This window comes from Kitasatospora sp. NPDC050463, assembly GCF_040655255.1.
In the GTDB taxonomy this organism is placed as follows: domain Bacteria; phylum Actinomycetota; class Actinomycetes; order Streptomycetales; family Streptomycetaceae; genus Kitasatospora.
The window spans coordinates 72,587-96,024 of record NZ_JBFAJO010000001.1; the positions used below are offsets into that span (position 1 = coordinate 72,587).

The 23,438-nt window shown below is 73.8% G+C and carries 21 protein-coding genes and 1 tRNA gene; 6 read left to right on the forward strand and 16 right to left on the reverse strand.

The genetic code is table 11. The features are described 5' to 3' along the window. Window positions 1–54: 54 nt before the first annotated feature. The 4 genes from AB0J08_RS00295 to AB0J08_RS00310 form a co-directional block, all read right to left on the reverse strand. A complete protein-coding gene (locus tag AB0J08_RS00295) occupies window positions 55–1,203 on the reverse strand; it encodes a DegT/DnrJ/EryC1/StrS family aminotransferase (protein ID WP_360624338.1) in 1,149 nt (382 codons plus the stop codon). Between the two features lie 185 nt (window positions 1,204–1,388). After that, the gene (locus AB0J08_RS00300) at window positions 1,389–2,501 is read right to left on the reverse strand and encodes a DegT/DnrJ/EryC1/StrS family aminotransferase (RefSeq protein WP_360624341.1); all 1,113 of its coding nucleotides are present in this window, start codon (window positions 2,499–2,501) and stop codon (window positions 1,389–1,391) included. A 53-nt stretch (window positions 2,502–2,554) separates the two neighbouring features. Further along, a complete protein-coding gene (locus AB0J08_RS00305) occupies window positions 2,555–3,535 on the reverse strand; it encodes an NAD-dependent epimerase/dehydratase family protein (RefSeq protein ID WP_360624344.1) in 981 nt (326 codons plus the stop codon). Further along, window positions 3,532–4,710, reverse strand: a complete 1,179-nt coding sequence (locus AB0J08_RS00310; RefSeq protein ID WP_360624347.1) for a Gfo/Idh/MocA family oxidoreductase — start codon at window positions 4,708–4,710, stop codon at window positions 3,532–3,534. The genes AB0J08_RS00305 and AB0J08_RS00310 overlap by 4 nt, the downstream gene beginning before the upstream one ends. A gap of 405 nt (window positions 4,711–5,115) precedes the next feature. On the opposite strand from AB0J08_RS00310, the gene AB0J08_RS00315 reads away from it, so the two are divergent. Together AB0J08_RS00315 and AB0J08_RS00320 are read left to right on the forward strand one after the other, a co-directional pair. Then, window positions 5,116–5,577: a YwqJ-related putative deaminase gene (locus AB0J08_RS00315; RefSeq protein WP_360624350.1), complete on the forward strand. Its 462-nt coding sequence runs from the start codon at window positions 5,116–5,118 to the stop codon at window positions 5,575–5,577. A 101-nt stretch (window positions 5,578–5,678) separates the two neighbouring features. Beyond that, window positions 5,679–6,170, forward strand: a complete 492-nt coding sequence (locus tag AB0J08_RS00320) for an SUKH-3 domain-containing protein (protein WP_360625131.1) — start codon at window positions 5,679–5,681, stop codon at window positions 6,168–6,170. Window positions 6,171–6,256: 86 nt separating this feature from the next. Here AB0J08_RS00320 and AB0J08_RS00325 read toward each other — a convergent pair whose 3' ends face one another. After that, window positions 6,257–7,525, reverse strand: coding sequence for a histidine kinase (locus tag AB0J08_RS00325; RefSeq protein WP_360624353.1), 1,269 nt, complete (start codon window positions 7,523–7,525; stop codon window positions 6,257–6,259). Window positions 7,526–7,862: 337 nt separating this feature from the next. On the opposite strand from AB0J08_RS00325, the gene ppc reads away from it, so the two are divergent. Then, the gene (ppc, locus tag AB0J08_RS00330) at window positions 7,863–10,598 is read left to right on the forward strand and encodes a phosphoenolpyruvate carboxylase (protein ID WP_360625134.1); all 2,736 of its coding nucleotides are present in this window, start codon (window positions 7,863–7,865) and stop codon (window positions 10,596–10,598) included. A 74-nt stretch (window positions 10,599–10,672) separates the two neighbouring features. Here the strand turns inward: ppc and AB0J08_RS00335 are convergent, their stop codons facing one another. The 8 genes from AB0J08_RS00335 to AB0J08_RS00370 all read right to left on the reverse strand — a co-directional run bounded on the left by AB0J08_RS00335 (window position 10,673) and on the right by AB0J08_RS00370 (window position 17,354). Next, entirely contained in the window at window positions 10,673–11,155 is a 483-nt protein-coding gene (locus AB0J08_RS00335) for a hypothetical protein (RefSeq protein WP_360624356.1), read from the reverse strand. 595 nt (window positions 11,156–11,750) lie between these two features. Continuing rightward, entirely contained in the window at window positions 11,751–12,272 is a 522-nt protein-coding gene (locus AB0J08_RS00340) for a SigE family RNA polymerase sigma factor (protein ID WP_360624359.1), read from the reverse strand. A gap of 100 nt (window positions 12,273–12,372) precedes the next feature. Beyond that, complete coding sequence (locus AB0J08_RS00345) at window positions 12,373–12,699, reverse strand: hypothetical protein (RefSeq protein WP_360624362.1); 327 nt, start codon at window positions 12,697–12,699, stop codon at window positions 12,373–12,375. 242 nt (window positions 12,700–12,941) lie between these two features. Then, window positions 12,942–13,523 (reverse strand): aminoacyl-tRNA hydrolase, encoded by a 582-nt coding sequence (gene pth / locus AB0J08_RS00350; RefSeq protein ID WP_360624366.1) that lies wholly within the window; start codon window positions 13,521–13,523, stop codon window positions 12,942–12,944. A gap of 107 nt (window positions 13,524–13,630) precedes the next feature. Further along, window positions 13,631–14,221: a 50S ribosomal protein L25/general stress protein Ctc gene (locus tag AB0J08_RS00355; protein ID WP_360624369.1), complete on the reverse strand. Its 591-nt coding sequence runs from the start codon at window positions 14,219–14,221 to the stop codon at window positions 13,631–13,633. A 283-nt stretch (window positions 14,222–14,504) separates the two neighbouring features. Further along, complete coding sequence (locus tag AB0J08_RS00360) at window positions 14,505–15,482, reverse strand: ribose-phosphate diphosphokinase (RefSeq protein ID WP_360624372.1); 978 nt, start codon at window positions 15,480–15,482, stop codon at window positions 14,505–14,507. Window positions 15,483–15,683: 201 nt separating this feature from the next. After that, on the reverse strand, window positions 15,684–17,141 hold the full coding sequence (glmU, locus tag AB0J08_RS00365) for a bifunctional UDP-N-acetylglucosamine diphosphorylase/glucosamine-1-phosphate N-acetyltransferase GlmU (protein ID WP_360624375.1): 1,458 nt from the start codon (window positions 17,139–17,141) through the stop codon (window positions 15,684–15,686). Between the two features lie 139 nt (window positions 17,142–17,280). Continuing rightward, window positions 17,281–17,354, reverse strand: a tRNA-Gln gene (locus AB0J08_RS00370). A gap of 236 nt (window positions 17,355–17,590) precedes the next feature. On the opposite strand from AB0J08_RS00370, the gene AB0J08_RS00375 reads away from it, so the two are divergent. Both AB0J08_RS00375 and AB0J08_RS00380 read left to right on the forward strand, forming a co-directional pair. Beyond that, complete coding sequence (locus AB0J08_RS00375; RefSeq protein ID WP_360624378.1) at window positions 17,591–18,562, forward strand: fatty acid desaturase; 972 nt, start codon at window positions 17,591–17,593, stop codon at window positions 18,560–18,562. Between the two features lie 167 nt (window positions 18,563–18,729). Beyond that, a complete protein-coding gene (locus tag AB0J08_RS00380; RefSeq protein ID WP_360625137.1) occupies window positions 18,730–19,338 on the forward strand; it encodes a TetR/AcrR family transcriptional regulator in 609 nt (202 codons plus the stop codon). Between the two features lie 28 nt (window positions 19,339–19,366). Here the strand turns inward: AB0J08_RS00380 and AB0J08_RS00385 are convergent, their stop codons facing one another. Then, window positions 19,367–20,188: a methyltransferase domain-containing protein gene (locus AB0J08_RS00385; RefSeq protein ID WP_360624381.1), complete on the reverse strand. Its 822-nt coding sequence runs from the start codon at window positions 20,186–20,188 to the stop codon at window positions 19,367–19,369. A gap of 111 nt (window positions 20,189–20,299) precedes the next feature. Between AB0J08_RS00385 and AB0J08_RS00390 the strand changes: the two genes are divergently transcribed. After that, complete coding sequence (locus AB0J08_RS00390; RefSeq protein ID WP_329489314.1) at window positions 20,300–20,797, forward strand: MarR family transcriptional regulator; 498 nt, start codon at window positions 20,300–20,302, stop codon at window positions 20,795–20,797. A gap of 18 nt (window positions 20,798–20,815) precedes the next feature. Here the strand turns inward: AB0J08_RS00390 and AB0J08_RS00395 are convergent, their stop codons facing one another. Both AB0J08_RS00395 and AB0J08_RS00400 read right to left on the reverse strand, forming a co-directional pair. Then, a complete protein-coding gene (locus AB0J08_RS00395) occupies window positions 20,816–22,402 on the reverse strand; it encodes a nucleoside-diphosphate sugar epimerase/dehydratase (protein ID WP_360624384.1) in 1,587 nt (528 codons plus the stop codon). A 61-nt stretch (window positions 22,403–22,463) separates the two neighbouring features. Continuing rightward, a complete protein-coding gene (locus tag AB0J08_RS00400; protein ID WP_360624388.1) occupies window positions 22,464–23,405 on the reverse strand; it encodes a LuxR C-terminal-related transcriptional regulator in 942 nt (313 codons plus the stop codon). Window positions 23,406–23,438: the final 33 nt, after the last annotated feature.

The window sequence follows — 23,438 nt, forward strand, 5'->3', positions numbered from 1 at the left end:
GAGCACCGGCCGGGACAGCGGGCGGGGACCACGGGCACAGCGGGCTCGGAGGGCTCAGGCGGCGAGCGCCTTGGCCAACGCCTCGGCGACGCGTTCCTGCTGACCCTCGGTGATCTGCGGGTAGAGCGGCAGGGTGAGCAGTTCGCGGGCGGCCCGCTCGGCCACCGGGAACGCACCCACCCCGTGCCCGAGGTGGCGGAACGCGGGCTGCAGGTGGACCGGCACGGGATAGTGGACGCCGGCGCCGATCCCCGCGGCCTGCAACGCGGCGAGGACCGCGTCGCGGTCCCGGCCCGGTCCGATCCGGACCGCGTACAGGTGCCAGACGTGCTCGTTGCCGGGCGCGGACCGCGGCAGGGTGAGGCCGTCGAACCCGGCGAGCAGCCGGTGGTAGCGCCCGGCGGCGGCGCGGCGGGCCTCGTTCCAGGCGGGCAGCCGGCGCAGCTTGGCCCGCAGCACGACGGCCTGCAGCGCGTCCATCCGGGAGTTGAAGCCGAACCGCTCGTGCTCGTACTTGCGGCCCGAGCCGTGGTCGCCGATCAGCCGGACGGCGGCGGCCAGCCCGTCGTCGTCGGTGACGACGGCGCCCGCGTCCCCGTAGGCGCCGAGGTTCTTGCCGGGGTAGAAGCTGGTGGCGGAGATCAGCCCGTGGAGGGCACGGCCGTGCTGCCGGGCGCCCTGGGACTGCGCGGCGTCCTCCACCACGGGCCGGCCGGCGGCCAGCTCCAGCAGCGGGGCCATCGGGGCGAGCTGCCCGTTGAGGTGGACGGGCAGCAGCGCGACGGCGCCGGGCAGTGCGTCGGCCACACGCTCGGGGTCGATCAGCAGGTGGTCCGGGTCGGCGTCGACCAGCACCGGACGCAGTCCGGCCCGGACCACGGCCTCGGCGGTGGCGACGAAGGTGTTGGCGGGGAGCACCACGCCGCCGCCGGGCCGCAGGTCGAGGGCGCGCAGGGCCAGTTCGAGCGCGTCGGTGCCGTTGGCGGCGCCGACGCAGTGCCGGACGCCGGAGAAGGCCGCGTACTCCTCCTCGAAGCCGGCCGTCTCGGGGCCCTTGATGTAACCGCCGGTGGCGAGCACCCGGTCGAAGCCGGCCCGGACCTCGACCGCCACCTCGGCGTGCGCGGCCTTCAGGTCCACCAGCGGTACGGGCTGGTCCCCACGCTGATCGACGGGCTGATCGAAGGACTGGTCGGTGGTCATCCTGTTCTCCCCTGGGGCGTCTCGGCGGCTCGGCGTCTCGGCGGCTCGGCGTCTCGGCGGCTCGGCGGCTCGGCGGATCGGCGGCTCGGCGGATCGGAGCGGGCGTACGGCGGCGACGGCCCGGGGCCCGCCCGCGAGCGGATCCGGGCGCAGGCGGGCTGCCCCCGGCGGCCCGGCGGCCCGGCTCAGCCGAGGGCCGCCCGCAGGGCGTCGACCACCCGGTCCTGCTGCTGCTCGGTGAGCGCGTGGTAGAGCGGCAGGATCAGCGAGCGGCGGGTGAGCAGCTCGGTGGCGGGCAGCGGCACCCGGGCGGTGCCCTTGTACGGCGCTTCCAGATGGGCCGCCATGATGCCGCGCCGGGCGGAGACGCCCGCGGCGGCGAGGTCGCCCAGCACCGTGCGGCTGTCGCGGGCGGTGTCCGGCAGCAGCAGCCAGCAGGACTGGTAGTTGGTGCGGCCGTGCGCCGGGTCCGCCACCAGCCGGGCGCCGGTACCGGCCAGCCGCTCCCGGTACCGCTCGGCGAGTTCGCGCCGCCGGGCGACCATGGCCGCCAGCTTGCGCAGCTGCACCAGGCCGATCGCCGCCTGGATGTCGGTCATCCGGTAGTTGAAGCCGATCTCGTCGTACGTCTCCAGCCGGCCGGCCCCGCCCTTCGCGGCATGCCGGTCGGCGGCCGAGACGCTCATCCCGTGCTCGCGCAGCCGGCGCAGCCGGGCGGCGAGCGCGCCGTCCTGGCAGGTGACCATGCCGCCCTCGCCGGTGGTGAGCAGCTTGCGCGGGTGGAAGGAGTAGGCGGCGAGCGCGGCCGTGCTGCCCACCGGCCGGCCCCGGTGGAGCGAGCCGGCCGCGCAGGCGGCGTCCTCGACCACGGTGGCGCCGCGCGGCTCGACCAGCTCCCGCAGCCCGTCCAGGTCGACCGGGACACCGCCCTGGTCGACCGCGATCACGGCTCTGGTCCGCTCGGTGAGCAGCGGTTCGACGGTGGCGGGGGTGAGGTTGCCGGTGGTGGCGTCCACGTCGGCGAAGACCGGGACGGCACCGACGTAGGTGACGGCGTTGGCGGTGGCGACGAAGGAGAGCGAGGGGACGACTACCTCGTCGCCCGGCCCGACGCCGGCGCCGACCAGCGCCAGGTGCAGGGCGGTGGTGCAGGAGGAGACCGCGACGGCGTGCGGCACCCCGAGGTGCTCGGCGAAGGCCCGCTCGAACTCGGCGACCCGGGGGCCCTGGGCCACCCAGCCGGAGCGGACGGCCTCGGCGGCGGCGAGGGCCTCCTCCTCGCCGAGCCAGGGGATCATGACGGGGATGGTGGACACAGGTGTACTCCGAACTGCCGTGCAGACGAGGGGGACTACTGCTCGCGCCACCAGGCGACCAGCCTGCGCAGGCCGTCGTGGAGGCCCAGTTCGGGCTTCCAGTCGAGGTCGCGCTCGGCGGCGGTGATGTCCGCCAGGCGCCGGACCACGCCGCCGGCCGTGCCCCGGGCGGGGCCGTGCTCGACGTCCAGGTCGGTGCGGTCCATCGCGGTGAGCAGGGCGTCGGCCAGGCCGCGCAGCGAGACCTCGGTGCTGCTGGCGATGTTGTAGACCCGGTCGGTGACGGGCGCCGCGGCGGCCAGCAGGTTGGCCCGGGCGATGTCCTCGGTGTAGACGAAGTCCATGGTCTGCGCGCCGTCGCCGAAGATCAGCGGCGGCTGCCCGGCGGCGATCCGCTCCATCCAGCGGATGAACACCTCGGTGTACTTGCCGTGGACGTCCATCCGGGGTCCGTACACGTTGAAGTACCGGAGCGCGACGTAGTCCAGGCCGGCCATGGCGTGGAAGCTGCGCAGCAGGCCCTCGTTGAAGACCTTGGCCGCCCCGTACAGGGTGTCGTTGTGGTACGGGTGCTGGGTCTCGGGCGTCGGGAAGACGTCGGCGAGGCCGTAGACGGAGGCGGTGGAGGAGGCGATCACCTTGCCGACGCCGACCTCCGCGGCGGCCTCGACCACGTCGAAGGTGCCGTCCACCATGATCTCCAGCGCGAGCCGGGGCTCGGTGGCGCACTGGGTGATCCGGATCGCGGCCAGGTGGAACAGCAGGTCGGTGCCGGGGTCCAGCAGGTCGCGCAGGAGGCCGCGGTCGCGGATGTCGCCGTCCACCACCCGCAGCTGCCCGGGTGCGGCGATCTCCTGGGCGTACGCCAGGTTGGCCCCGCGGCCGCGGACGAAGTTGTCGAGCACGATCACCTCGCGGGCGCCCGCCTCGATCAGCTGGTCGACCACGGTGGAGCCGATGGTGCCGGCGCCACCCGTGACCAGGCAGCGGGAGCCCTCGATCTGTACAGCGTTCACCGCGCGGCGGCCCTCTCGTGTGCGTCGGACAGTCGGTTGATCGGCACAGCGTCGTCGAGACCGGCGCCCACCGGGACGGTGGCACCGCCGAGTTCCAGACTGAGCGAGGCGGCCTCCAGCAGTTGCAGCACGCGCAGCCCGGACCGGCCGTCGGTGAGCGGGGCCCGGCCCTCGGTGATGGCGGCGGCGAACTCGGCCATCACGTTGCGCAGCGCCTCCTGCTCGACCAGCGCGGGCGCGACCATCTCGCCGACCCGGTAGGAGATCTGCGTCCGGTGGCGGATCGCGTCGGTCAGCTCGTCGGGCGGGGTGAGGTCCACGCCGCGGTCGTGCACCGCGAGCCGGGCCTGCGGGTTGAGGTCGTCCCAGACCAGGGTGCGCCGCGAACCGCCGATGAGGGTGGTGCGGACCTTCGTCGGGGAGAGCCAGTTGACGTGGCAGTGCGCCAGGGCGCCGTTGCTCAGCCGGACCGTCAGGTAGGCCACGCAGGCCCGGCCGGCGCCGATCGGGTCGGCGCCCTGGGCGGACACCCCGACCGGGTCGACGCCCGGCGGCAGCACGAAGTCCAGGATGGACAGGTCGTGCGGGGCGAGGTCCCAGAGCACGTCCACGTCCGGCTGGACCAGCCCGAGGTTGATCCGCACCGAGTCGAAGAACTGGACGTCGCCGATCTCCCCGCCGTGCACCAGCTCCCGGATCCGGCGCACCACCGGCGTGTAGCAGAAGGTGTGGTCGCACATCAGCACCAGCCCGCGGTCCTCGGCGAGTGCCACCAGCTCGGCGGCCTCCTCGGCGGAGGTGGTGATCGGCTTCTCCACCAGGACGTGCTTGCCGGCCTCCAGCGCGGCCCGGACCAGCCGGTAGTGCGCGGCGGCGGGCGTGGCCACGGCGACCGCGCCGACCCGCTCGTCCGCGAGCACCTGCGCGAAGGAGGTGGTGGACCGGACGGTGCTGTACTCCCCCAGCACCCGCCGGGTCTTGCTCTCGTCCAGGTCGCAGAGCCAGTGCAGGCGCAGGGCCGGCGTCTGCTGCGCGTTGCGGACCAGGTTCGGGCCCCAGTAGCCGGCACCGACCACCGCGATCCCGATCGGGTGCGCGGGTACCGGCTGCGGCGGCACGCCCGGTGTGGGCACGTGCTCGCCGGGCGCCTCGTTGGCGGTTTCCGTCTCCGTCATCGCAAGACCCCCCTTGCTCGTCGTCGACTCGACCTTCGGAACGCGCGGTCCGGTCTCGACCATCGGAAGCTCGGGTCCGGTTTCGACGATCTCAACGGCCGTACCGGGCAAAGGTGTTGCCGAACCGGCCGATCGACCCCCACGGCTCGGCCACCCCCTTGGCCCGCTGCTGGCACGCTACCGGCCACCGCCCCCGACCGGGGGCGGATTCGGGAAACCCGGGGACGAGTCGTGAGGATGACGTGCGGATCCGGCCGACGCGGGCGTGCCCACCGCGCCGGTCGCCACCGCCGACCGCCCGCCGCCGCCCCCCGGTTGTACGGATGTCGGTGCCATTTGACAGGCTTGCCCCGGACTGACCCCGCTCAGCCCACCACCGGCGGAGAAACAGGAGGAGGACGACGTATGACCACCGGCGAACCAGCCGGCCCGCCCGTGCTGCGCCACCAGCGCGACAGCCTGCTGCCCGCCGTCGCCGCCGCCCTGTCGCTGAAGGGCGGGGCGGTGCACACCCTGGCCGGCGACAAGCCCGCCCGGCGCCCGGCCCTGCACCCGCTGGTCGGCGACTTCCTGGACGCGCTGCCGCCGGAGCACCGCGAGCGCTTCACCGGCCGCTGCCCGGAGGCCGTCCTGCTCTCCCAGTACCTGGCCGTGGTCGACGGCAAGCGCTCCAAGCGCGCCGCCCGCAAGCCGATGGGCCTGCCCGAAGCCCGCAAGGCGCTCAAGGGCTCGCGACTGACCACCGTGCGGATCCGCGAGGAGGGCGATCCGGCGCACGGCACGCACGCCCCGCCCTGCCGCTCCTGCGTGCCGCTGCTGGAGCACTTCACCGTCCAGAGCGTCGCCGTCGGCCCGCCCGCCCGCTGATCGCGCGCCCTCGCACGCCCCCCGTCCCCGAGCCACCGGAGCCCGTCCTGAATCCGCCCAGCCCGCCCCCGCCCCCGCCGAGCACCCTCGGCGAGCCCGCCCTGCGGACCCGCCCGCGCTTCCCGGCCGACGTCGCCGCCGAGCTCAAGGCGGCCGGCTGGCACCCCGGCCGCTGGCAGATCGGCCAGGCCGAGGAGTGGGCCGACACCCTGGCCGCGTACGGCGACCCGGCCGGTGTCGGGCACGCGGTGTTCCCGGCGGCGGTGGAGGCCTGGGCCGAGTTCGGCGGCCTCGCCTTCGACCTCGACGGCCCGGGCCGCCAGCTGGCCCGCACGCCCTTCCTGGTGGACCCGCTGTGCGGTCTCCACCAGCCGCGCACCCTGGCCGACCTCGGCCGCGCCCTGGGCACCCGGCTGGCCCCGCTCGGCGAGGAGGCGTACGGCCAGGCGCTGCTGGCCGTCGACGAGGAGGGCCGGGTCTACAGCCTGGACCACACCGGCGAGTGGTTCCTCGGCCACGGCATCGACCAGGCGATCACGGCCCTCGTCCTCGGCACCGCCCCCGAGCGGCTGCGCACCGCCGACGAGGGCTGATCGCCCCGCACCGCCACGCTCGGCCCCGCGCCCTGCACCCCACACCGCCGCGCCCCTCGGCCGGGGCGCCGCCCCGGCCGGCGGTCTCACGCCAGCCGGTCGGCCCGCACGGCCAGCCGGGACGGCAGCACCGCCTCCACCCGGAAGCCCCCGTCCGACTCCGGCCCCGCCGAGAAGGTGCCGCCCAGCGCGACCACCCGCTCGCGCATCCCGACCAGTCCGTTGCCCCCGCTGGGCAGCGCCGCCGCGGTCCGCTCCCCGCCCGGGCAGGCGTTCACCACGCTGACCCGCACGCCGTTGGGCGCGTAGGCGAGCAGGACGGACACCTGTGCGCCACCGGCGTGCTTGTGCGCGTTGGTCAGGCCCTCCTGCACCACCCGGTACGCGGTCTGCTCGGCCTCTGTGGTGAACTCCTGGCGGCCGCCGCTGACGGTCAGGGTCACGGCCATCCCGGCCGCCCGCGACTGGTCGACCAGTCGCGGCAGCGCGACCAGCGAGTCCGGCTCCGGCGCGGAGTCGTCCGACATCCGCAGCACCCCGAGGATCTCGCGCAGTTCGTTCAGCGCCTGCCGGCCGACCTCGCCCATCAGCTTGGCGCTCTGCGCCGCCTTCTCCGGATCCTTCGCCACGATCCGCTCCAGCGCCCCGGCGTGCACCACCATCAGCGACACCCGGTGGGCCACCACGTCGTGCATCTCCCGGGCGATCCTGGTCCGCTCCTCCAGCCGGGCCCGGCGGGCGCGCTCGCGGGCCTGTTCGGCCAGCAGGTCCAGCTCGGTCTCCAGGCCGTGCGCACGGTCCTTGAGCGACTCGATCAGCCGCCGCCGCGCGCCCACGTACAGGCCGGTCACCACCGGCGGCACGGTCAGTCCGACGGCCACCAGCACCGCCAGCAGCACCTGCCCCCAGAGCGGCGGCTCGTCGACCGTCAGGTCGGAGGGGGTGAGCATCGACACCAGCATCACGCCGACCGCCTCGGCGAAGGCCAGGGCCGACAGCGCCACCACCCGTCGGCGCCGGGTCGGCCACTCCCAGGTCTCCGCGAGCGTGTACAGCGACACGGTCAGCAGCACGACACCCAGCATCCCGGGCATCGCGACCAGCGCCACCAGCACCGGTACCGCCGGCCAGCGCCGCCGCAGCACCAGGGTGGCGCCCGCCAGCGCGCCGAACAGCGCGACCCCGACGATCGCCACCACTCCCAGGTGGACCCGGGGCGCCAGGAAGGCGACCGCGCTGGCCGCACACTCCAGCGCCGCCAGCGCCGCCAGCCCGATGTCCAGGAGAGCGCTGCGCCGCCGCTCCCACCACCAGAACGACCGGCCCCGCTCGCGCTCCCCAGGCGACTTGCTCATAACCACACAGCCTAAGCGTGAACCTTGATCCATCCCCACCCGGTTCCGGTCCGACACCCACGCGGCCCTCAAGTGGTCCAGACCACATGGGGCGCCTGTGATCTTGTCCGCCATCCGGCCACCTCGCGGACAGCAACCGCCCCGACACCTATGCTGGGTCGCGTCGGACAGCGCGGTCCGCACGCGTCACACCCGCCACACGTGCGCGGACCTGTGACGATGAGCCGTTGCCGAACCCCACCACCACAGGGAGCCAGCCGTGACCGCTCCGGTCCCCACTCCGGCGGACAGCCCCAGCCGCGTCGGCGCAGCCGGCGCCGAGGCTGACAACACAGCCCTGCGCGCGGACATCCGCCGTCTCGGCGACCTGCTCGGCGAGACGCTGGTCCGCCAGGAGGGCCCCCAGCTGCTGGGCCTGGTCGAACAGGTCCGCCTGCTCAGCCGCACCGACGGCGAGGCGACCGCCGAGCTGCTCTCCGACATCGACCTGGAGACCGCCGCCAAGCTGGTCCGCGCCTTCTCCACCTACTTCCACCTCGCCAACGTCACCGAGCAGGTGCACCGCGGCCGGGAGCTGGCCACCCGCCGCGCCCGCGAGGGCTCGCTGCTCGCCCAGACCGCGGACCAGCTCGCCGAGGCCGACCCGAAGCACCTCGCGGACACCCTGGCCCACCTGGCCGTCCGCCCGGTCTTCACCGCGCACCCCACCGAGGCCGCCCGCCGCAGCGTCCTCAACAAGCTCCGCCGGATCGGTGAGCTCCTCGACCGGATCCACCGCGAGCAGATCGCCGCCGGTCTCTCCCACGCCGACCCGGCCCGCACCTCCTCCGCCAAGCGGCAGGCCGACCGCCGCCTCGCCGAGGTCATCGACCTGCTCTGGCAGACCGACGAGCTGCGGATCGCCCGCCCCGAGCCGACCGACGAGGCCCGCAACGCCGTCTACTACCTGGACGAGCTCTACCGCGAGGCCGTCCCCGAGGTCCTGGAGGAGCTGCACGAGGAGCTCGCCCGGGTCGGCCTCACCCTGCCCGACGGCGTCCGCCCGCTCACCTTCGGCACCTGGATCGGCGGCGACCGCGACGGCAACCCGAACGTCACCCCGACGGTCACCTGGGACGTCCTGAACCTCCAGCACGAGTACGGCATCAAGGACGCCCTCGCCGCCGTCGACGACCTGCGCAACTCGCTCTCCACCTCCGAGCGCCTGGCCGGCGCCTCGGCCGAGCTGCTCGCCTCGCTCAACGCCGACCTGCACGTGCTCCCCGAACTGAGCCCGCGCTACAAGCGGATGAACGCCGAGGAGCCCTACCGCCTCAAGGCCACCTGCGTCCGGCTCAAGCTGGAGAACACCCGCGAGCGGCTCGCCCAGGGCACCCCGCACATCGAGGGCCGCGACTACCTCGGCACCCGCGAGCTCGTCGCCGACCTCCGGCTGATCCAGGAGTCGCTCCGCTCCCACCGCGGCGGGCTGATCGCCGACGGCCGGCTCGCCCGCGCCATCCGCACCATCGAGGCCTTCGGCCTCCAGCTCGCCACCATGGACGTCCGCGAGCACGCCGAGGCCCACCACCACGCCCTCGGCCAGCTCTTCGACCGGCTCGGCGAGGAGGCCTGGCGCTACGCCGACATGCCCCGCGAGTACCGGCAGAAGCTGCTCGCCAAGGAGCTCCGCTCGCGCCGCCCGCTCGCGCCCACCCCGGCTCCGCTGGACGCCGCCGGCACCAAGACCCTCGGTGTCTTCAACACCATTCGCGAGGGCTTCGAGCGGTTCGGCGACGAGATCGTCGAGAGCTACATCATCTCGATGTGCCAGGGCGCCGACGACGTCTTCGCCGCCACCGTGCTGGCCCGCGAGGCCGGCCTGATCGACCTGCACGGCGGCATCGCCAAGATCGGCATCGTGCCGCTGCTGGAGACCACCGACGAACTCCAGGAGGCCGACCGGATCCTGGACGAGATGCTCTCCGACCCCTCCTACCGGCTGCTCGTCTCGCTGCGCGGCGACGTCCAGGAGGTCATGCTCGGCTACTCCGACTCCTCCAAGTTCGGCGGCATCACCACGTCCCAGTGGGAGATCCACCGCGCCCAGCGCCGACTGCGCGACGTCGCCCACCGCTACGGCATCCGGCTGCGGCTCTTCCACGGCCGCGGCGGCACCGTGGGCCGCGGCGGCGGCCCCTCGCACGAGGCCATCCTGGCCCAGCCCTGGGGCACCCTGGAGGGCGAGATCAAGGTCACCGAGCAGGGCGAGGTCATCTCCGACAAGTACCTGCTGCCCTCGCTGGCCCGGGAGAACCTGGAACTGACCATCTCCGCCACCCTCTCCGCCTCCGCGCTGCACACCGCGCCCCGCCAGGCCCCCGAGGAGCTGGCCCGCTGGGACGCCGCGATGGACCAGGTCTCCGCGGCCGCCCACACCGCCTACCGCGCCCTGGTCGAGCAGGAGGACCTGCCGAAGTACTTCTTCGCGGCCACCCCGGTCGACCAGCTCGCCTCGCTGCACCTGGGCTCCCGCCCGTCCCGCCGCCCCGACTCCGGCGCGGGCCTGGACGGCCTGCGGGCCATCCCGTGGGTGTTCGGCTGGACCCAGTCCCGCCAGATCGTCCCCGGCTGGTTCGGCGTCGGTGCCGGCCTCGCCGCCGCCCGCGAAGCGGGTCTGGGGGACGTGCTGGACGAGATGTACGGCCAGTGGCACTTCTTCCGCAACTTCCTGTCCAACGTCGCCATGACGCTGGCCAAGACCGACCTGCGGATCGCCCGCCACTACGTGGAGCAGCTGGTGCCCGCCGAGCTGCACCACGTCTTCGACCAGATCACCGCCGAGCACGAGCTGACCCTGCGCGAGGTGCTCCGCCTCACCGGCGAGAGCGAGCTGCTGGAGCACAACCCGGTGCTGAAGCAGACCTTCACCGTCCGCGACGCCTACCTGGACCCGATCTCCTACCTCCAGGTCGCGCTGCTGCGCCGCCAGCGCGAGGAGGCCGCCACCGGCCGCCCGGAGGACCCGCTGCGGGCCCGCGCCCTGCTGCTGACCGTGAACGGCATCGCCGCCGGCCTGCGCAACACCGGCTGACCGGCGCCACCGCGGCGAAAGGGCCCTGCGACACCCCGTCCGAGGGGGGGTGTCGCAGGGCCCTCGGTGTCAGGTCAGCCGACCTGCACGACCTCGGCCACCAGCCGGCCGTACCGGGCGACGATCTCCGCCCGGGCCCTCCGCGCCTGCGGGCTGTCCACCCGCACGCCGGCGCCGTCGAGACAGACCGTCACCTGGCTGATCTCGATCCCGCGGTCCTTCCAGTACCCGGCCGCGTCCGCCGTGATCCGGGCCCGGAGCTCGTCCACCGCGGCCCGCGAGCCGGCCGCCTCCCAGAACACCAACCGCGCGTTCGAGGCCGGCAGCCGCTCCGTCACCCGCGTCCTGACGGCCTGGTCGAAGTCGCCGCCCGGCACCCGCATCACGTACAGCGTGTGGGTCGCCTCGTCCCTGCAGGCCCCGAAGTACTGGTCCGGGTACTCGGTGGCGGCCAGCTCCCCGACCACCTTCGCGAGCCGGACCAGCTCGCTGACCTGCGGCCGGCCCGACGGAGCCGAGGCCGAGGCCGAGCCCGAGCCCGACGGCGAACCCGGCACAGCCCCGCCCGGCCACCCGGACGGCGAACTCGTCGGGCCGCCCGTCGGCCACCCGCTCGACGGACCGGACGGCGAACTCGGCCCGCCCGTCGGCGAACCCGAGGACCCGCCTGTCGGCCACCCCGTCGGCGAACCCGCGGGCCACCCCGAGGCCGAAGACCCCGGCGGTGGTGTCGGCGTCACCGGTGTCCCCGAGACGTCCGGGGGCCCGGTCCAACCCGGAGTCCGGTTCCCCGAGGCGCCCGGAGGCCCGGTCCAGCCCGGAGTCCGGTTCGCCGAGGGACCGGCCGTGCAGGCCAGGACGGGCGGCCCGGCCTCGTCCCGGGAGGCCCCCGAGCCGTCCGCCCCGCCGGAGGCCGCCACCTGCGCGGCGCCGCCCGCTCCCCCGCCGAACTGCGTCAACACCCCCGCCCCGAGGGCCAGGACCGCCGCCCCCGCCACCACCCGCGCCGTCGTCCGGCGCCGGGCCCGCCGCTGCCCGGCCCGCCGCAGGTCGGCCAGCGGCGGGCTGGCGCCCACCGCCCTCGCCCGCGCGCCGAGCCGGACGGTCAGCTCCTCCTCGAACCCGTCCGCCGCCCCGTCCGCCGTCCTGTCCTCAGCCGCCATGGCCCACCATCTCCCTCGCCGGTGCCAGCTCCTGCCGAAGCGTTCTCATCGCCCGGGCCAGGTGCGTCTTGGCCGTCGCCTGCGAGCAACCGAGCTCCTCGGCGACCCGCGCCACCGGCAGGTCGACGTAGTAGCGCAGCACCACCGCCGCCCGCTGACGCGGCGGCAGCGCCCGTAGCGCCACCTCCAGCCGCTCGTCCCGGGCGTCCACCGCCGGTGCCGGGGTGTCCGGCAGGAACGGTGTCAGCACCTCCCGCCGGGTCCGCCGCCACCGCGACACATGGGTGCGGACCATCGTCATGCGGACGTAGCCCTCGGCCGCCCCCGGGTCCCTGATCACACCGCGCCGGGGGTAGACCCGGGCCAGGGCGTCGTGCAGCAGGTCCCGGGCGTCGTGGACGTCCCCCGTGATCAGGAACGCGCCGCGCAGCAGGGACTGGTACCGCGCCGAGACGAACTCGTCGAACGGGTCACTTCCGGTGCCCGTCGACCGGATCGATTCGCGCTTCATGCCCACAGGACGCACCGGCCGCGGAAAACGGATGACACGCGCCGGAAGACGCGCAGGGACCGGTGTCCGGCAAGCCCGGACCCGGCCCCTGCGGACGTCGTCACTCCCCCGGATCGCCCGCGCGCCGGCGCTTCACCCAGAGGGCCGCGCCGCCCGCCGCCACGACCAGACCGCCGCCGACGGCCAGCAGGCCCGCGTCACCGCCGACCGAACCGCTGAGCACCGGGCCGAACTGCGCCGAGGCGGGATCCTGGGACACCACACCGGGATCGGGTTCCGCCACCGACTCCGCGTGCGCCACGCCGCCGCCGGAGAGCAGCACTCCGGCCGCCCCCAGCGCGCCGGCCGTACCGACCCTCCGGCCCAGTCGCCTCAGCCGTACCACCCGGACCGGCCGCAGGCGCCGGATCGGCCGCAAACTCCGCATCGAGAACTCCCCAGGACCCGTTCGCGTACGGGTTTGACGCTATCCGATCCCGCACAGGTTTCTCACACCCATTCAGGTTTGGGGGCCAAGCGTTGTACGACTGTTGCGCGGCCGGCCGCGTCCGGTGCCGCCCGCCCCGGCGGAAGGTGTCCCGCGAGGGCCGGGCTCCTTGCGGAACAGCCCTCCTGACACCCGGTCAGCCAGCGGGCGGGCCCGTCCCGCACCGCCGGGAGGTGCGGCGGTCAGGAGTTGTAGACGCCCTGGGCCCGCTCCAGGCCGTCGGAGAGCAACGCCTCCACGGCGTCCGCCGACCGGTCCACGAACCACTCCAGCTCCTTGCGCTCGGCGCCGGAGAAGTCCTTCAGGACGAAGTCCGCGACCTCCATCCGGCCCGGCGGCCGGCCGATCCCGCAGCGCACCCGGTAGTACTCCGGACCCAGCGACTTGGTGATCGACTTCAGCCCGTTGTGGCCGTTGTCGCCGCCGCCGAGCTTCAGCCGCAGCGTGGCGTAGTCGATGTCCAGCTCGTCGTGGACGGCCACCACGGCCGAGGCCGGCGCCTTGTAGAAGTCCCGCAGGGCGGTCACCGGGCCGCCCGAGAGGTTCATGAAGGACATCGGCTTGGCCAGGACCACCCGCCGGCCCGACAGCCGCCCCGCGGCCACCTGGGCGCGGCTCTTGTGCGCCTTGAACCTGGCACCCATCCGCTGCGCCAGCAGGTCCACCACCATGAAGCCGATGTTGTGCCGGTTCCGGGCGTACTGCTCCCCCGGGTTGCCCAGCCCGACCACCAGCCAGGGGCCCTCGTACACGTCCTCGCTCATCGCATCGCTCCTCGTGCTCTCGCTCGTCGACATCATCCCGGACACACCGCTGCCCCGGCCGCTCCAGAACGGAGCGGCCGGGGCAGCGGTCAGACGGTGCGAGAGGCTCAGGCCTCGGCGCCGGCCTCGGCGGCCTCGGCGTCGGCGTCGGCCTGCGAGGCCTGGGCGCCGATGACCTGCAGCACGACGGTGTCGGCCTCGACGGCCAGCGTGGTGCCCTTGGGCAGCTCGATGTCACCGGCGGTGATCGAGGCACCGGCCTCCAGGCCCTCGACCGAGACGGTCACGGACTCGGGCAGGTGGGTGGCCTCGGCCTCGATCGGCAGCGCGTTGAGGACGTGCTCCAGCAGGTTGCCGCCGGGGGCCAGCTCGCCCTCGGTGTGCACGGGGATCTCGACGGTGACCTTCTCGCCGCGCTTCACGAGCAGCAGGTCGACGTGCTCGATGGTGCGCTTGATGGCCTGGCGCTGGATGGCCTTCGGCAGGACGTACTCGTCCTTGCCCTCGATCGGGACGACCAGCAGGGCGTTCGGGGTCTTCAGGGCCATCATCAGGGCGTGGCCGGGCAGGTTCAGGTGAACCGGGGCGTGGCCGTGGCCGTAGACGACACCGGGGACCAGGCCGGCACGACGGGCCCGGCGGGCGGCGCCCTTGCCGAACTCGGAACGGGTCTCAGCGGCGATGCGGATCTCGGACACGACTGCACTCCTCGTGAAAACTGGCGCGGGGGTGCAGGCAACGCGAAAAAACCGCCGGGACCACACCCACAGAACGGGGGTCACTCGGCGGCGCACGACCTCTGCCAACAACCGGCAGAACCGGCTCCAGCAGCGCGTCGATCACGGAGCGGGCACCCGACGAGCAGGCACACGGCATCCCTCGCCGAGCAGTTTCACGAGTCTAACCGCACGGGTGCCCTCCCGCGAAATCGGCGGCGGCCCCGGCCCCTGGGGGGACCGGGGCCGCCTGCGCGGGGCTTCGTCAGTGCACGCCCTCGAACAGGCTGGTGACCGAGCCGTCCTCGAACACCTCGCGGATCGCGGCGGCGATCGACGGGGCGATCGACAGCGTGGTGATCTTGTCCAGCTGGAGCTCGGCCGGGGTCGGCAGGGTGTTGGTGAACACGAACTCGCTGACCCGGGAGTTCTTCAGCCGGTCCGCGGCCGGGCCGGAGAGCACGCCGTGGGTGGCGGCCACGATCACGTCCGCGGCGCCGTTCTCGAACAGCGCGTCGGCCGCGGCGCAGATGGTGCCGGCGGTGTCGATCATGTCGTCGACCAGGACGCAGACCCGGCCCCTGACGTCACCGACCACCTCGGCGGACAGGATGGTGTTGGCCTGCGTCATGTCGCGGCGCTTGTGGATGATCGCCAGCGGCGCGCCCAGGCGGTCCGACCACTGGTCGGCGACCTTCACCCGGCCGGCGTCCGGGGACACCACGGTGAGCCGGTCACGGTCGACCTTGTCGCCCACGTAGTCCGCCAGCAGCGGCAGCGCGAACAGGTGGTCGACCGGGCCGGAGAAGAAGCCCTGGATCTGCGCGGTGTGCAGGTCCACCGCCATGATCCGGTCCGCGCCGGCCGTGGCCAGCAGGTCCGCGATCAGCCGGGCCGAGATGGGCTCGCGGCCCAGGTGCTTCTTGTCCTGGCGGGCGTAGCCGTAGAACGGCAGGATCGCGGTGATGCTCCGGGCCGAGGCCCGCTTCAGAGCATCGATCATGATCAGCTGTTCCATGATCCACTGGTTGATGGGAGCCGTGTGGCTCTGCATCACGAAACAGTCCGCACCGCGCGCCGAGTCCAGGAAGCGGACGTAGATCTCACCGTTGGCGAAGTCCAGGGCCTTGGTCGGAACCAGCTCGGTCCCGAGCGACTCGGCCACCTCCCTCGCCAGCTCAGGGTGGGCACGGCCGGAGAAGAGCTTGAGTTTCTTCTCACCCGACGTCGTGATCCCGCTCACTGCACCGTCTCCTCGCGTTGCTGACGCTGAACCCGTCCGCACCGCAGGCAGGCGCGAGCCCGCTGGCGATAGGGGTCGGGGAAATGTCGGTACGCCTGGACACGGGCGGTAGGCCCAGTGGCGCACGTATGTCCCCAAGGTTACGCGCCCGCGCAGAAACCGTCCGCCCCGGGACCGCTCCTCGGACTCCCGCCCGACCCGTCAGGCCTCCCCGGCCTCCTGCGACGCGGCAGCCGCAGCCTGCGCCGATGCCGTCCCGGGGCGCTTGCGCTCCACCCAGCCGGCGATGTTGCGCTGCTGCGCCCGGCTCACGCCCAGTGCGCCGGCGGGGACGTCGCCGGTGATCACCGAGCCGGCCGCGGTGTAGGCGCCGTCACCGACCGTCACCGGCGCGATGAACATGTTGTCCGAACCGGTGCGGCAGTGCGCCCCGATCACCGTGCGGTGCTTGTTCACCCCGTCGTAGTTCACCGTGACGGAGGCCGCGCCGACGTTGGTGCCCTCGCCGATGGTGGCGTCCCCGATGTAGGACAGGTGCGGCACCTTGGCGCCCTCGCCCAGCTCCGAGTTCTTCACCTCGACATAGGTGCCGACCTTCGCCCTGCGCGCCAGCTTCGCCCCCGGCCGCAGGTACGCGTACGGGCCGGCGGTGGCGAAGTCGCCCACCTCGGCGCCGTCCGCCGTGGTGTTGCTCACACGCGCGCCGGCGCCGATCCGGGTGTCCTTGATCGTCGAGTTCGGGCCCACCTCGCAGCCCTCGCCCAGATGGGTGGCGCCGTGCAGCTGGGTGCCCGGCAGGACCACGGCGTCCGGCTCGTAGGAGACCTGCACGTCGATCCAGGTGGTCGCCGGGTCCACCACCGTGACACCCGCGCGCATCGCCCGGTCCAGCAGGCGGTCGTTCAGCAGGCGCCGGGCCTGGGCCAGCTGCACCCGGTCGTTGATGCCCAGGATGTCGCGGTAGTCCGCGGCCACCACGGCGCCGACCCGGTGGCCGGCCGTCCGCAGGATCTCCAGGGTGTCGGTGAGGTACTCCTCGCCCTGCACGTTGTCGGTGGTGACCCGGGACAGCGCCTCGGCCAGCAGCTTGGCGTCGAAGGCGAAGACCCCCGAGTTGATCTCGTCGATCGCCCGCTGGGCGTCCGAGGCGTCCTTCTCCTCGACGATCGCCGCGACCGCGCCGTCCGCCTCGTCCCGCAGGATCCGCCCGTAGCCGAACGGGTCCGGGACGACGGCCGTCAGGACGGTGACGCCGTTGCCCTGCTCGGCGTGCGCCCCGGCGAGGGCCTCCAGGGTCGCGCCGGTCAGCAGCGGCGCGTCGCCGGTGGTGACGATCACCGTGCCGTCCAGCTCCACCCCGTCGGCCGCCAGGGCCTCCAGCGCGGTACGGACGGCGTGCCCGGTGCCCTTCTGCTCCTCCTGCACCACGGCGCGCGCCGCCGGGTAGTGCGCCCCAAGGTGCTCCTGCACCTTCTCCCGCATGTGCCCGACCACGACGACCAGCTGCCGCGGCGTCAACTCCTGTGCCGCCGCCACCGCGTGGCCGACCAGTGACCGCCCGCAGACCTCGTGGAGCACCTTGGGCAGGCTGTTCGACTTCATCCTGGTCCCGCCACCGGCGGCAAGCACGACAACGGCGGCAGGCGAATTGGCACTCACGGGGGGAGGCTCCTCAGTCGGTTCACAGAGAGGGCAGTGCAGCCCGGCCGGGACCCAGGCCGGTCGCCTTCGCACAGTCCGCCGAGCAGCCCCGACAATACCGGGGGGCGGGTGGTACACCCGAAACAGAGGCGCCTACTGGCTCCGCCGCTAGGATTCGAACCCAGACAAAGGCCTCCAAAGGGCCCTGTGCTGCCATTACACCACGGCGGATCGATCATCAACTCGCAGCGCCCGGGGCGCTTCGACACAGCCTAAGGGTTGCGGCCGCGTACCTCCACCATCCTGGCGCAGCCGACTCGGCCCGCGCGGTTCCCGGACGTTGCCCATCCAGTCGGGTGAAATACGCCGGGCCGCCCCCGGTCACGTATTCCCCTGACGGCCGAACGCAACCTACGATGCCGTAGGTTACGCAGACGTAACCTCCACCCCGCCCTCAAGGGACACCCATGACCATCCAGGCCGGCGAGGCGCGCGCCGATACCGCGCACTCCATCGATCCCGCCCCGACGCTGCTCTCCGCCACCCGCGGCGGGGAGAGCCAGGGTCTCGCCGAGCGGGTCGCGCTCGGGCTGTTCATCGCCGTACCGTTCGCCGCGCTGCTGGCGGCCGTGCCGGTGGCCTGGGGCTGGGGTCTGGGGTGGACCGACCTCGCGATCGCCGCCGTCATGTACTTCCTCACCTGTCACGGCATCACGATCGGCTACCACCGCTACTTCACCCACGGCTCCTTCAAGGCCAACAAGGCCCTGCGGGTCGCCCTCGCCGTCGCCGGGTCGCTGGCCATCGAGGGCCCGCTGGTCCGCTGGGTGGCCGACCACCGCAAGCACCACCGGTACAGCGACAAGGACGGCGACCCGCACTCGCCGTGGCGCTACGGCGAGACCGTCCCCGCCCTGCTCAAGGGCCTCTGGTGGGCGCACATGGGCTGGCTCTTCGACGAGGAGCAGACCCCGCAGCTGAAGTACGCGCCGGATCTCGTCGACGACCCGGCCATAAGGCGGATCTCCCGGCTGTTCTGGCTCTGGACCACGATCTCGATGCTGCTCCCGCCCCTGGTCGGCGGGCTGGTCACGCTCTCCTGGCAGGGTGCGCTCTCCGCCTTCTTCTGGGGTTCACTGGTCCGGGTCGCCCTGCTGCACCACGTCACCTGGTCGATCAACTCGATCTGCCACGCGCTCGGCAGCCGCCCGTTCCGCTCCCGCGACCGCTCCGGGAACGTCTGGTGGCTGGCGGTGCTGTCCTGCGGCGAGTCCTGGCACAACCTGCACCACGCGGACCCGACCTCGGCCCGGCACGGCGTGCTGCGCGGCCAGGTCGACTCCTCGGCCCGGCTGATCCGCTGGTTCGAGCTGGCCGGCTGGGCCCGGGACGTCCGCTGGCCGGACGCGCAGCGGATCGCCGCCCGCCGCGCCGCATGAGGGCGCGCCTGCAGCATGATGTAGGGGTGAACGGGAGCAGCGCAGACAGCACAGGCGGCCACGAGAGCCCGCGGACGGACGTCGCGCCCGATGCGGCGCAGGCCCGTCCGCGTGCCGCTGCCCCGGCGGCCGCGGCGGCGCCCGCGGGCCGCCGCCGGAGCGGCCGGGTGCGGATGACCGGGAAGCAGCGGCGCGAGCAGCTGCTGGGGATCGGCCGGTCGGTGTTCGCGGAGCGCGGCTACGACGGCACCTCGGTGGAGGAGATCGCCGAGCGGGCCGGGGTGTCCAAGCCGGTGGTGTACGAGCACTTCGGGGGCAAGGAGGGGCTCTACGCGGTGGTGGTGGACCGCGAGATGCAGCTGCTGCTGGACATGGTGACGGGGGCACTGACCGGCGGGCACTCGCGGGAGCTGCTGGAGCAGGCGGCGTTCGCGCTGATGGACTACATCGACACGTCGACGGACGGTTTCAAGATCCTGGTCCGGGACTCCCCGGTGGCCCAGTCGACCGGCACCTTCGCCTCGCTGATCAGCGACATCGCGACGCAGGTGGAGGACATCCTGGGCCTGGAGTTCAAGGCGCGGGGCTTCGACCCGCGGCTCGCCCCGATGTACTCGCAGATGCTGGTGGGAATGGTGGCGCTGACCGGCCAGTGGTGGCTGGAGGTGCGCAAGCCGCAGAAGGCCGAGGTCGCCGCCCACCTGGTGAACCTGGCCTGGCACGGCCTGGAGGGGATGGAGCGGCACCCGAAGCTGGTCGGCGACCGCCAGACCTAGGGTCCGCCCTCGCCGCGCCCGGTCGCGCCTACCGTTTCACGCCGACGGCGAAGATCCGCCGGAACGGGAAGACGGTGCCGTGCGGCCCGGCGGGGTAGGCCTCGCGGAGCAGGGCGCCGTACTCGGCGAGGAAGGCCGCCCGCTCGGCCGGGTCGGTGAGCCGGGTGAGAACGGGCCGCAGGGCGGTGCCCCTGACCCAGTCCAGCACCGGGTCCGCGCCGGGGAGCAGGGTGCTGTAGGTGGTCTCCCAGACGTCGGGGGAGCAGCCGGCGCCGGCGAGGGCCGCCAGGTACGCGCCGGGTTCGTGGACGCCGGCCCGGATGGCGCCGTCGCCCAGGGCGTCACGCCAGCGGGGGCTGCGGCGGAGTTCGGCGAGCAGGGTGTGGCTGGGCGAGTCGAAGTTGCCGGGCACCTGGAAGGCGACCACGCCGCCGGGCTCCAGTGCCGCGGCCCAGCGGGTCAGCAGGTCGAGGTGGCCCGTGGGCCCGTCCTCCCCCTCCGGCGTGAAGCCGATCCACTGCAGGGCCGCGTTGGAGACGATCAGGTCCGGTGCGGCGGCGGCCGGGTCGTAGCCGCGCGCGTCGGCGAGCAGGTAGTCGGCGGTGGGCTCGCCCTCGGTGCGGGCGACGGCGAGCATCTCGGCGGAGTTGTCGACGCCGGTGATCCGGGCCCGGGGCCAGCGTTCGCGCAGGACGGCGGTGGAGTTGCCGGGGCCGCAGCCGATGTCCAGGATCGTGGCGGACGCCTCGTGCGCCAGGGCGGGGACGCGGGCGAGCAGGTCCCGCAGCGGGCGGGTCCGTTCGTCGGCGAAGCGCAGGTACTGCTCCGGGTCCCAGACGGGGGTGCTCATGGCCGGCCTCACAAGTATCTCGACATCAAGATATCCACGCGCAGCTTCCACGTTACATTTCTCGATGTCAAGAGACTTCACATCGACACATCCCCCGATACACTGATCGTCATGGAGGACGAGGTCGACCGCCTGGTCGCAGCATGGCGCCGAGAGCGCCCCGACCTCGACGTGGAACCACTTGAGGTACTCAGCCGGGTCAGCCGACTCGCCCGGCACCTCGACCGCGCCCGCCGGACGGCCTTCGCCGAGCACGGCCTGGAGCCCTGGGAGTTCGACGTCCTGACCGCGCTGCGGCGCGCCGGCTCCCCCTACCAGCTCTCCCCCGGCCAGCTGCTCACCCAGACCCTGGTCACCTCCGGCACCATGACCAACCGGATCGACCGGCTCACCGGCAAGGGCCTGGTCAAGCGCCTGCCCGATCCGGACGACCGGCGCGGCGTCCTGGTCCGGCTGACCGAGGACGGGCGCGACCGGGCCGATCAGGCACTCGCCGGGCTGCTGGCGCACGAGCGCGAGCTGCTGGCCCAGCTCACCGGCACCCAGCAGGGCGAACTCGCCGGACTGCTGCGGCAGCTGGTCGCTCCCTTCGACAACATCCCGAGCTGACCCCCGGCCCGCGGGCCGTCAGAAACCGTCCGGGTAAGGGGCGCTGAGCGCCGGCACCGGAGCCGGCTCGGACACCGCGGTGCGGTAGCCGGGCAGCAGTTCGGCCAGCCGCCGGCGCACCTCCTCGTCACTGTTGCCCACCGCCGCCTCGTAGAGACCGGTCAGGCCGCCCGCGAGGTCCTCGGGGCCGGCGCCGCGCTCGGCCACGGTGGCGTAGATCCGGGCGTGCGCGGTGGGCAGCCGCTCCTCGCCCTCCGAGAACAGCGCCTCGTTCAGCTTCTCGCCCGCCCGCAGGCCGGTGTAGCGGATCTCCACCTCGTCCCGGCCCAGCTGCACCTGCTCGGCGAAGTTGTGCACCAGGTCGACGATCCGCACCGGCTCGCCCATGTCGAGCACGAAGACCTCACCGCCGCGGGCCATCCGAGCGGACTCCAGCACCAGCCCGACGGCCTCCTCGATGGTCATGAAGAACCGCGTCACATCGGGGTGGGTGATGGTCACCGGGCCGCCGCTGCGCAACTGCTCGGCCAGCACCGACAGCAGCGAGCCGCGCGAGCCCAGCACGTTGCCGAAGCGGACCGCGGAGAACACCCCGGTGCCGAGGTTGCGCGCGTCCCGCGCGTTCGCCTGCACGATCAGCTCGGCCAGCCGCTTGCTGGCACCGAGCACCGAGGTCGGGTCGGCCGCCTTGTCGGTGGAGATCAGCACGAACCGCTCGACACCGGTGGCCAGCGCGGCCTCCACCAGGTGGTCGGTGCCCAGCACATTGGACTTGACCGCCTCACTGGGGTGGCGCTCCAGCAGCGGCAGGTGCTTGTGCGCGGCGGCGTGGAAGACCACCTCGGGCTGGAGGTCGCGGAAGATCTGCTGGATCCGCGGCCGGTCCCGGATGTCCGCGATCACCAGTGACTCGTCGGTGAGCAGCGCCTCGCCCCAGATCTCCAGTTGGAGGCGGTGCAGGTTGGACTCGTCGTGGTCCAGCATGTAGAGCGCGCTCGGGTTGAACGCGTTCACCTGGCGGCAGAGTTCGCTGCCGATCGAGCCGCCCGCCCCGGTCACCAGCACCCGCCGGCCCTCGATCACGTCCCGGACGTCGGCGGAGACCACATGCACCTCGTGCCGCCCGATCAACCGGTTGACGTCCAGGCTGCGCATGTCCGACCCGACCACCTCTCGGCGCAGCGCGGCGAGGAAGGACGGCAGGTAGCGGACGGCGGCACCGGCCGCCGCGGCGGCGGTGGCCAGGGCCCGGACCCGCTGCGGGGCGAGACCGGGGATGGCGAGCGCGACCACCTGGACACGGTGGCGGACGGCGAGCCCGGTGAGCTCGGCCAGGGTGCCGAGGACGGGCACGCCGCCCACCGCCCGGTCGGCCTTGGCCGGGTCGTCGTCGAGCAGGCCGATCGGGTCGAGTCCGAACTCCGGCGTCCGGCCGAGGTCGCGGACCAGCGCCGTCCCGGCGGCGCCGGCTCCGACGATCAGGGTGCGCAGGCCGGTCGGTGGCGTCGCGGCGGGAGCACTCGCGGCCGCCGAGGGGGCGGCCGGGCCCCCGTTCGCGCCGGGCTGGGCTGTGTGCGGGCGTGCGGAAGTGCTGTGCGGCGACATCTGTCCTCCGGATTTCCCTGACCTGACGGACCTGAGCCGGTACCTGGGTGTGACGGGCCGATCAGCCGGCGCCGGGAGCTGTGGTCGAGGCGACGGACGGCGGAGCTGCGGGCGCGGCCGGCTCGGAGGGGCTGACGCCCGCCCGCCGCGCGACCGCGACGGCGGCCAGGGTGGAGTGCACCCCGAGCTTGCCGAGGACGTTCTGCATGTGGGTGCGCACGGTGTGCGGGGAGAGGTAGAGCCGCTCGGCGACGGCCTGCCGGCCGAGGCCGGCGACCATACAGCGCAGGATCTGCTTCTCCCGGGGGGTGAGCATGTCGACGAGACGTTCACTCTCGGTGCGGTCCCGCCGGGCGGTGGTGAGCTCCCGGATCACGCCGGTGAGCAGGGCCGGCGGCAGGTGCGTCTCGTCGCGCAGCACGCCCCGGACCACGGCCAGCAGACGGGCCAGCGAACTCTCCTTGGCCACCCAGCCGGTGGCGCCGGCGTGCAGGGCGCGGGCGGCGCGGAGCGGGTCGTCGGCGGTCGCCAGGACGATCGCCCGCAGCGCGGGATGGTTGCGGCGGGCCCGGGCGAGCAGGGTGAGCCCGTCGGGCACCGGGGCGGCCGGGTGGTACCGGTCGGGCGGGTAGGGGGCGGTCGAACAGACCGGGGGCGGGGTGGTGCGGGCCGGGATGCCGGGGCCCGCGGGCGAGCCGGACACGGCGGCCGGGCGGCGGGGTGCGGGCAGGGTGACCGGGGGGCGGCGGCGTACCGCGTCGGGCGGGTCGGCTCCGGGCTGGCGCGGTTTGCGCGCGCCGTCGGACTCGGCACCGAGGTCGGCGTCGATCAGGACGACGTCGAAGGCCCGGCCCTCGGTGGCGGCGCGCTCCAGCGCCCGCTCCGCGGCGGCCGCACTGCCGGCCGCGCCGACCTCCACATCGGGCTCGGCGGCGAGCGCCGCGGCCAGCGCCTCGGCGAAGATCCGGTGGTCGTCGACCACCAGGACGCGGATCCGCCCCATCGTCACTCCCCCCTGTTCGGCCGAGCCCGCGCC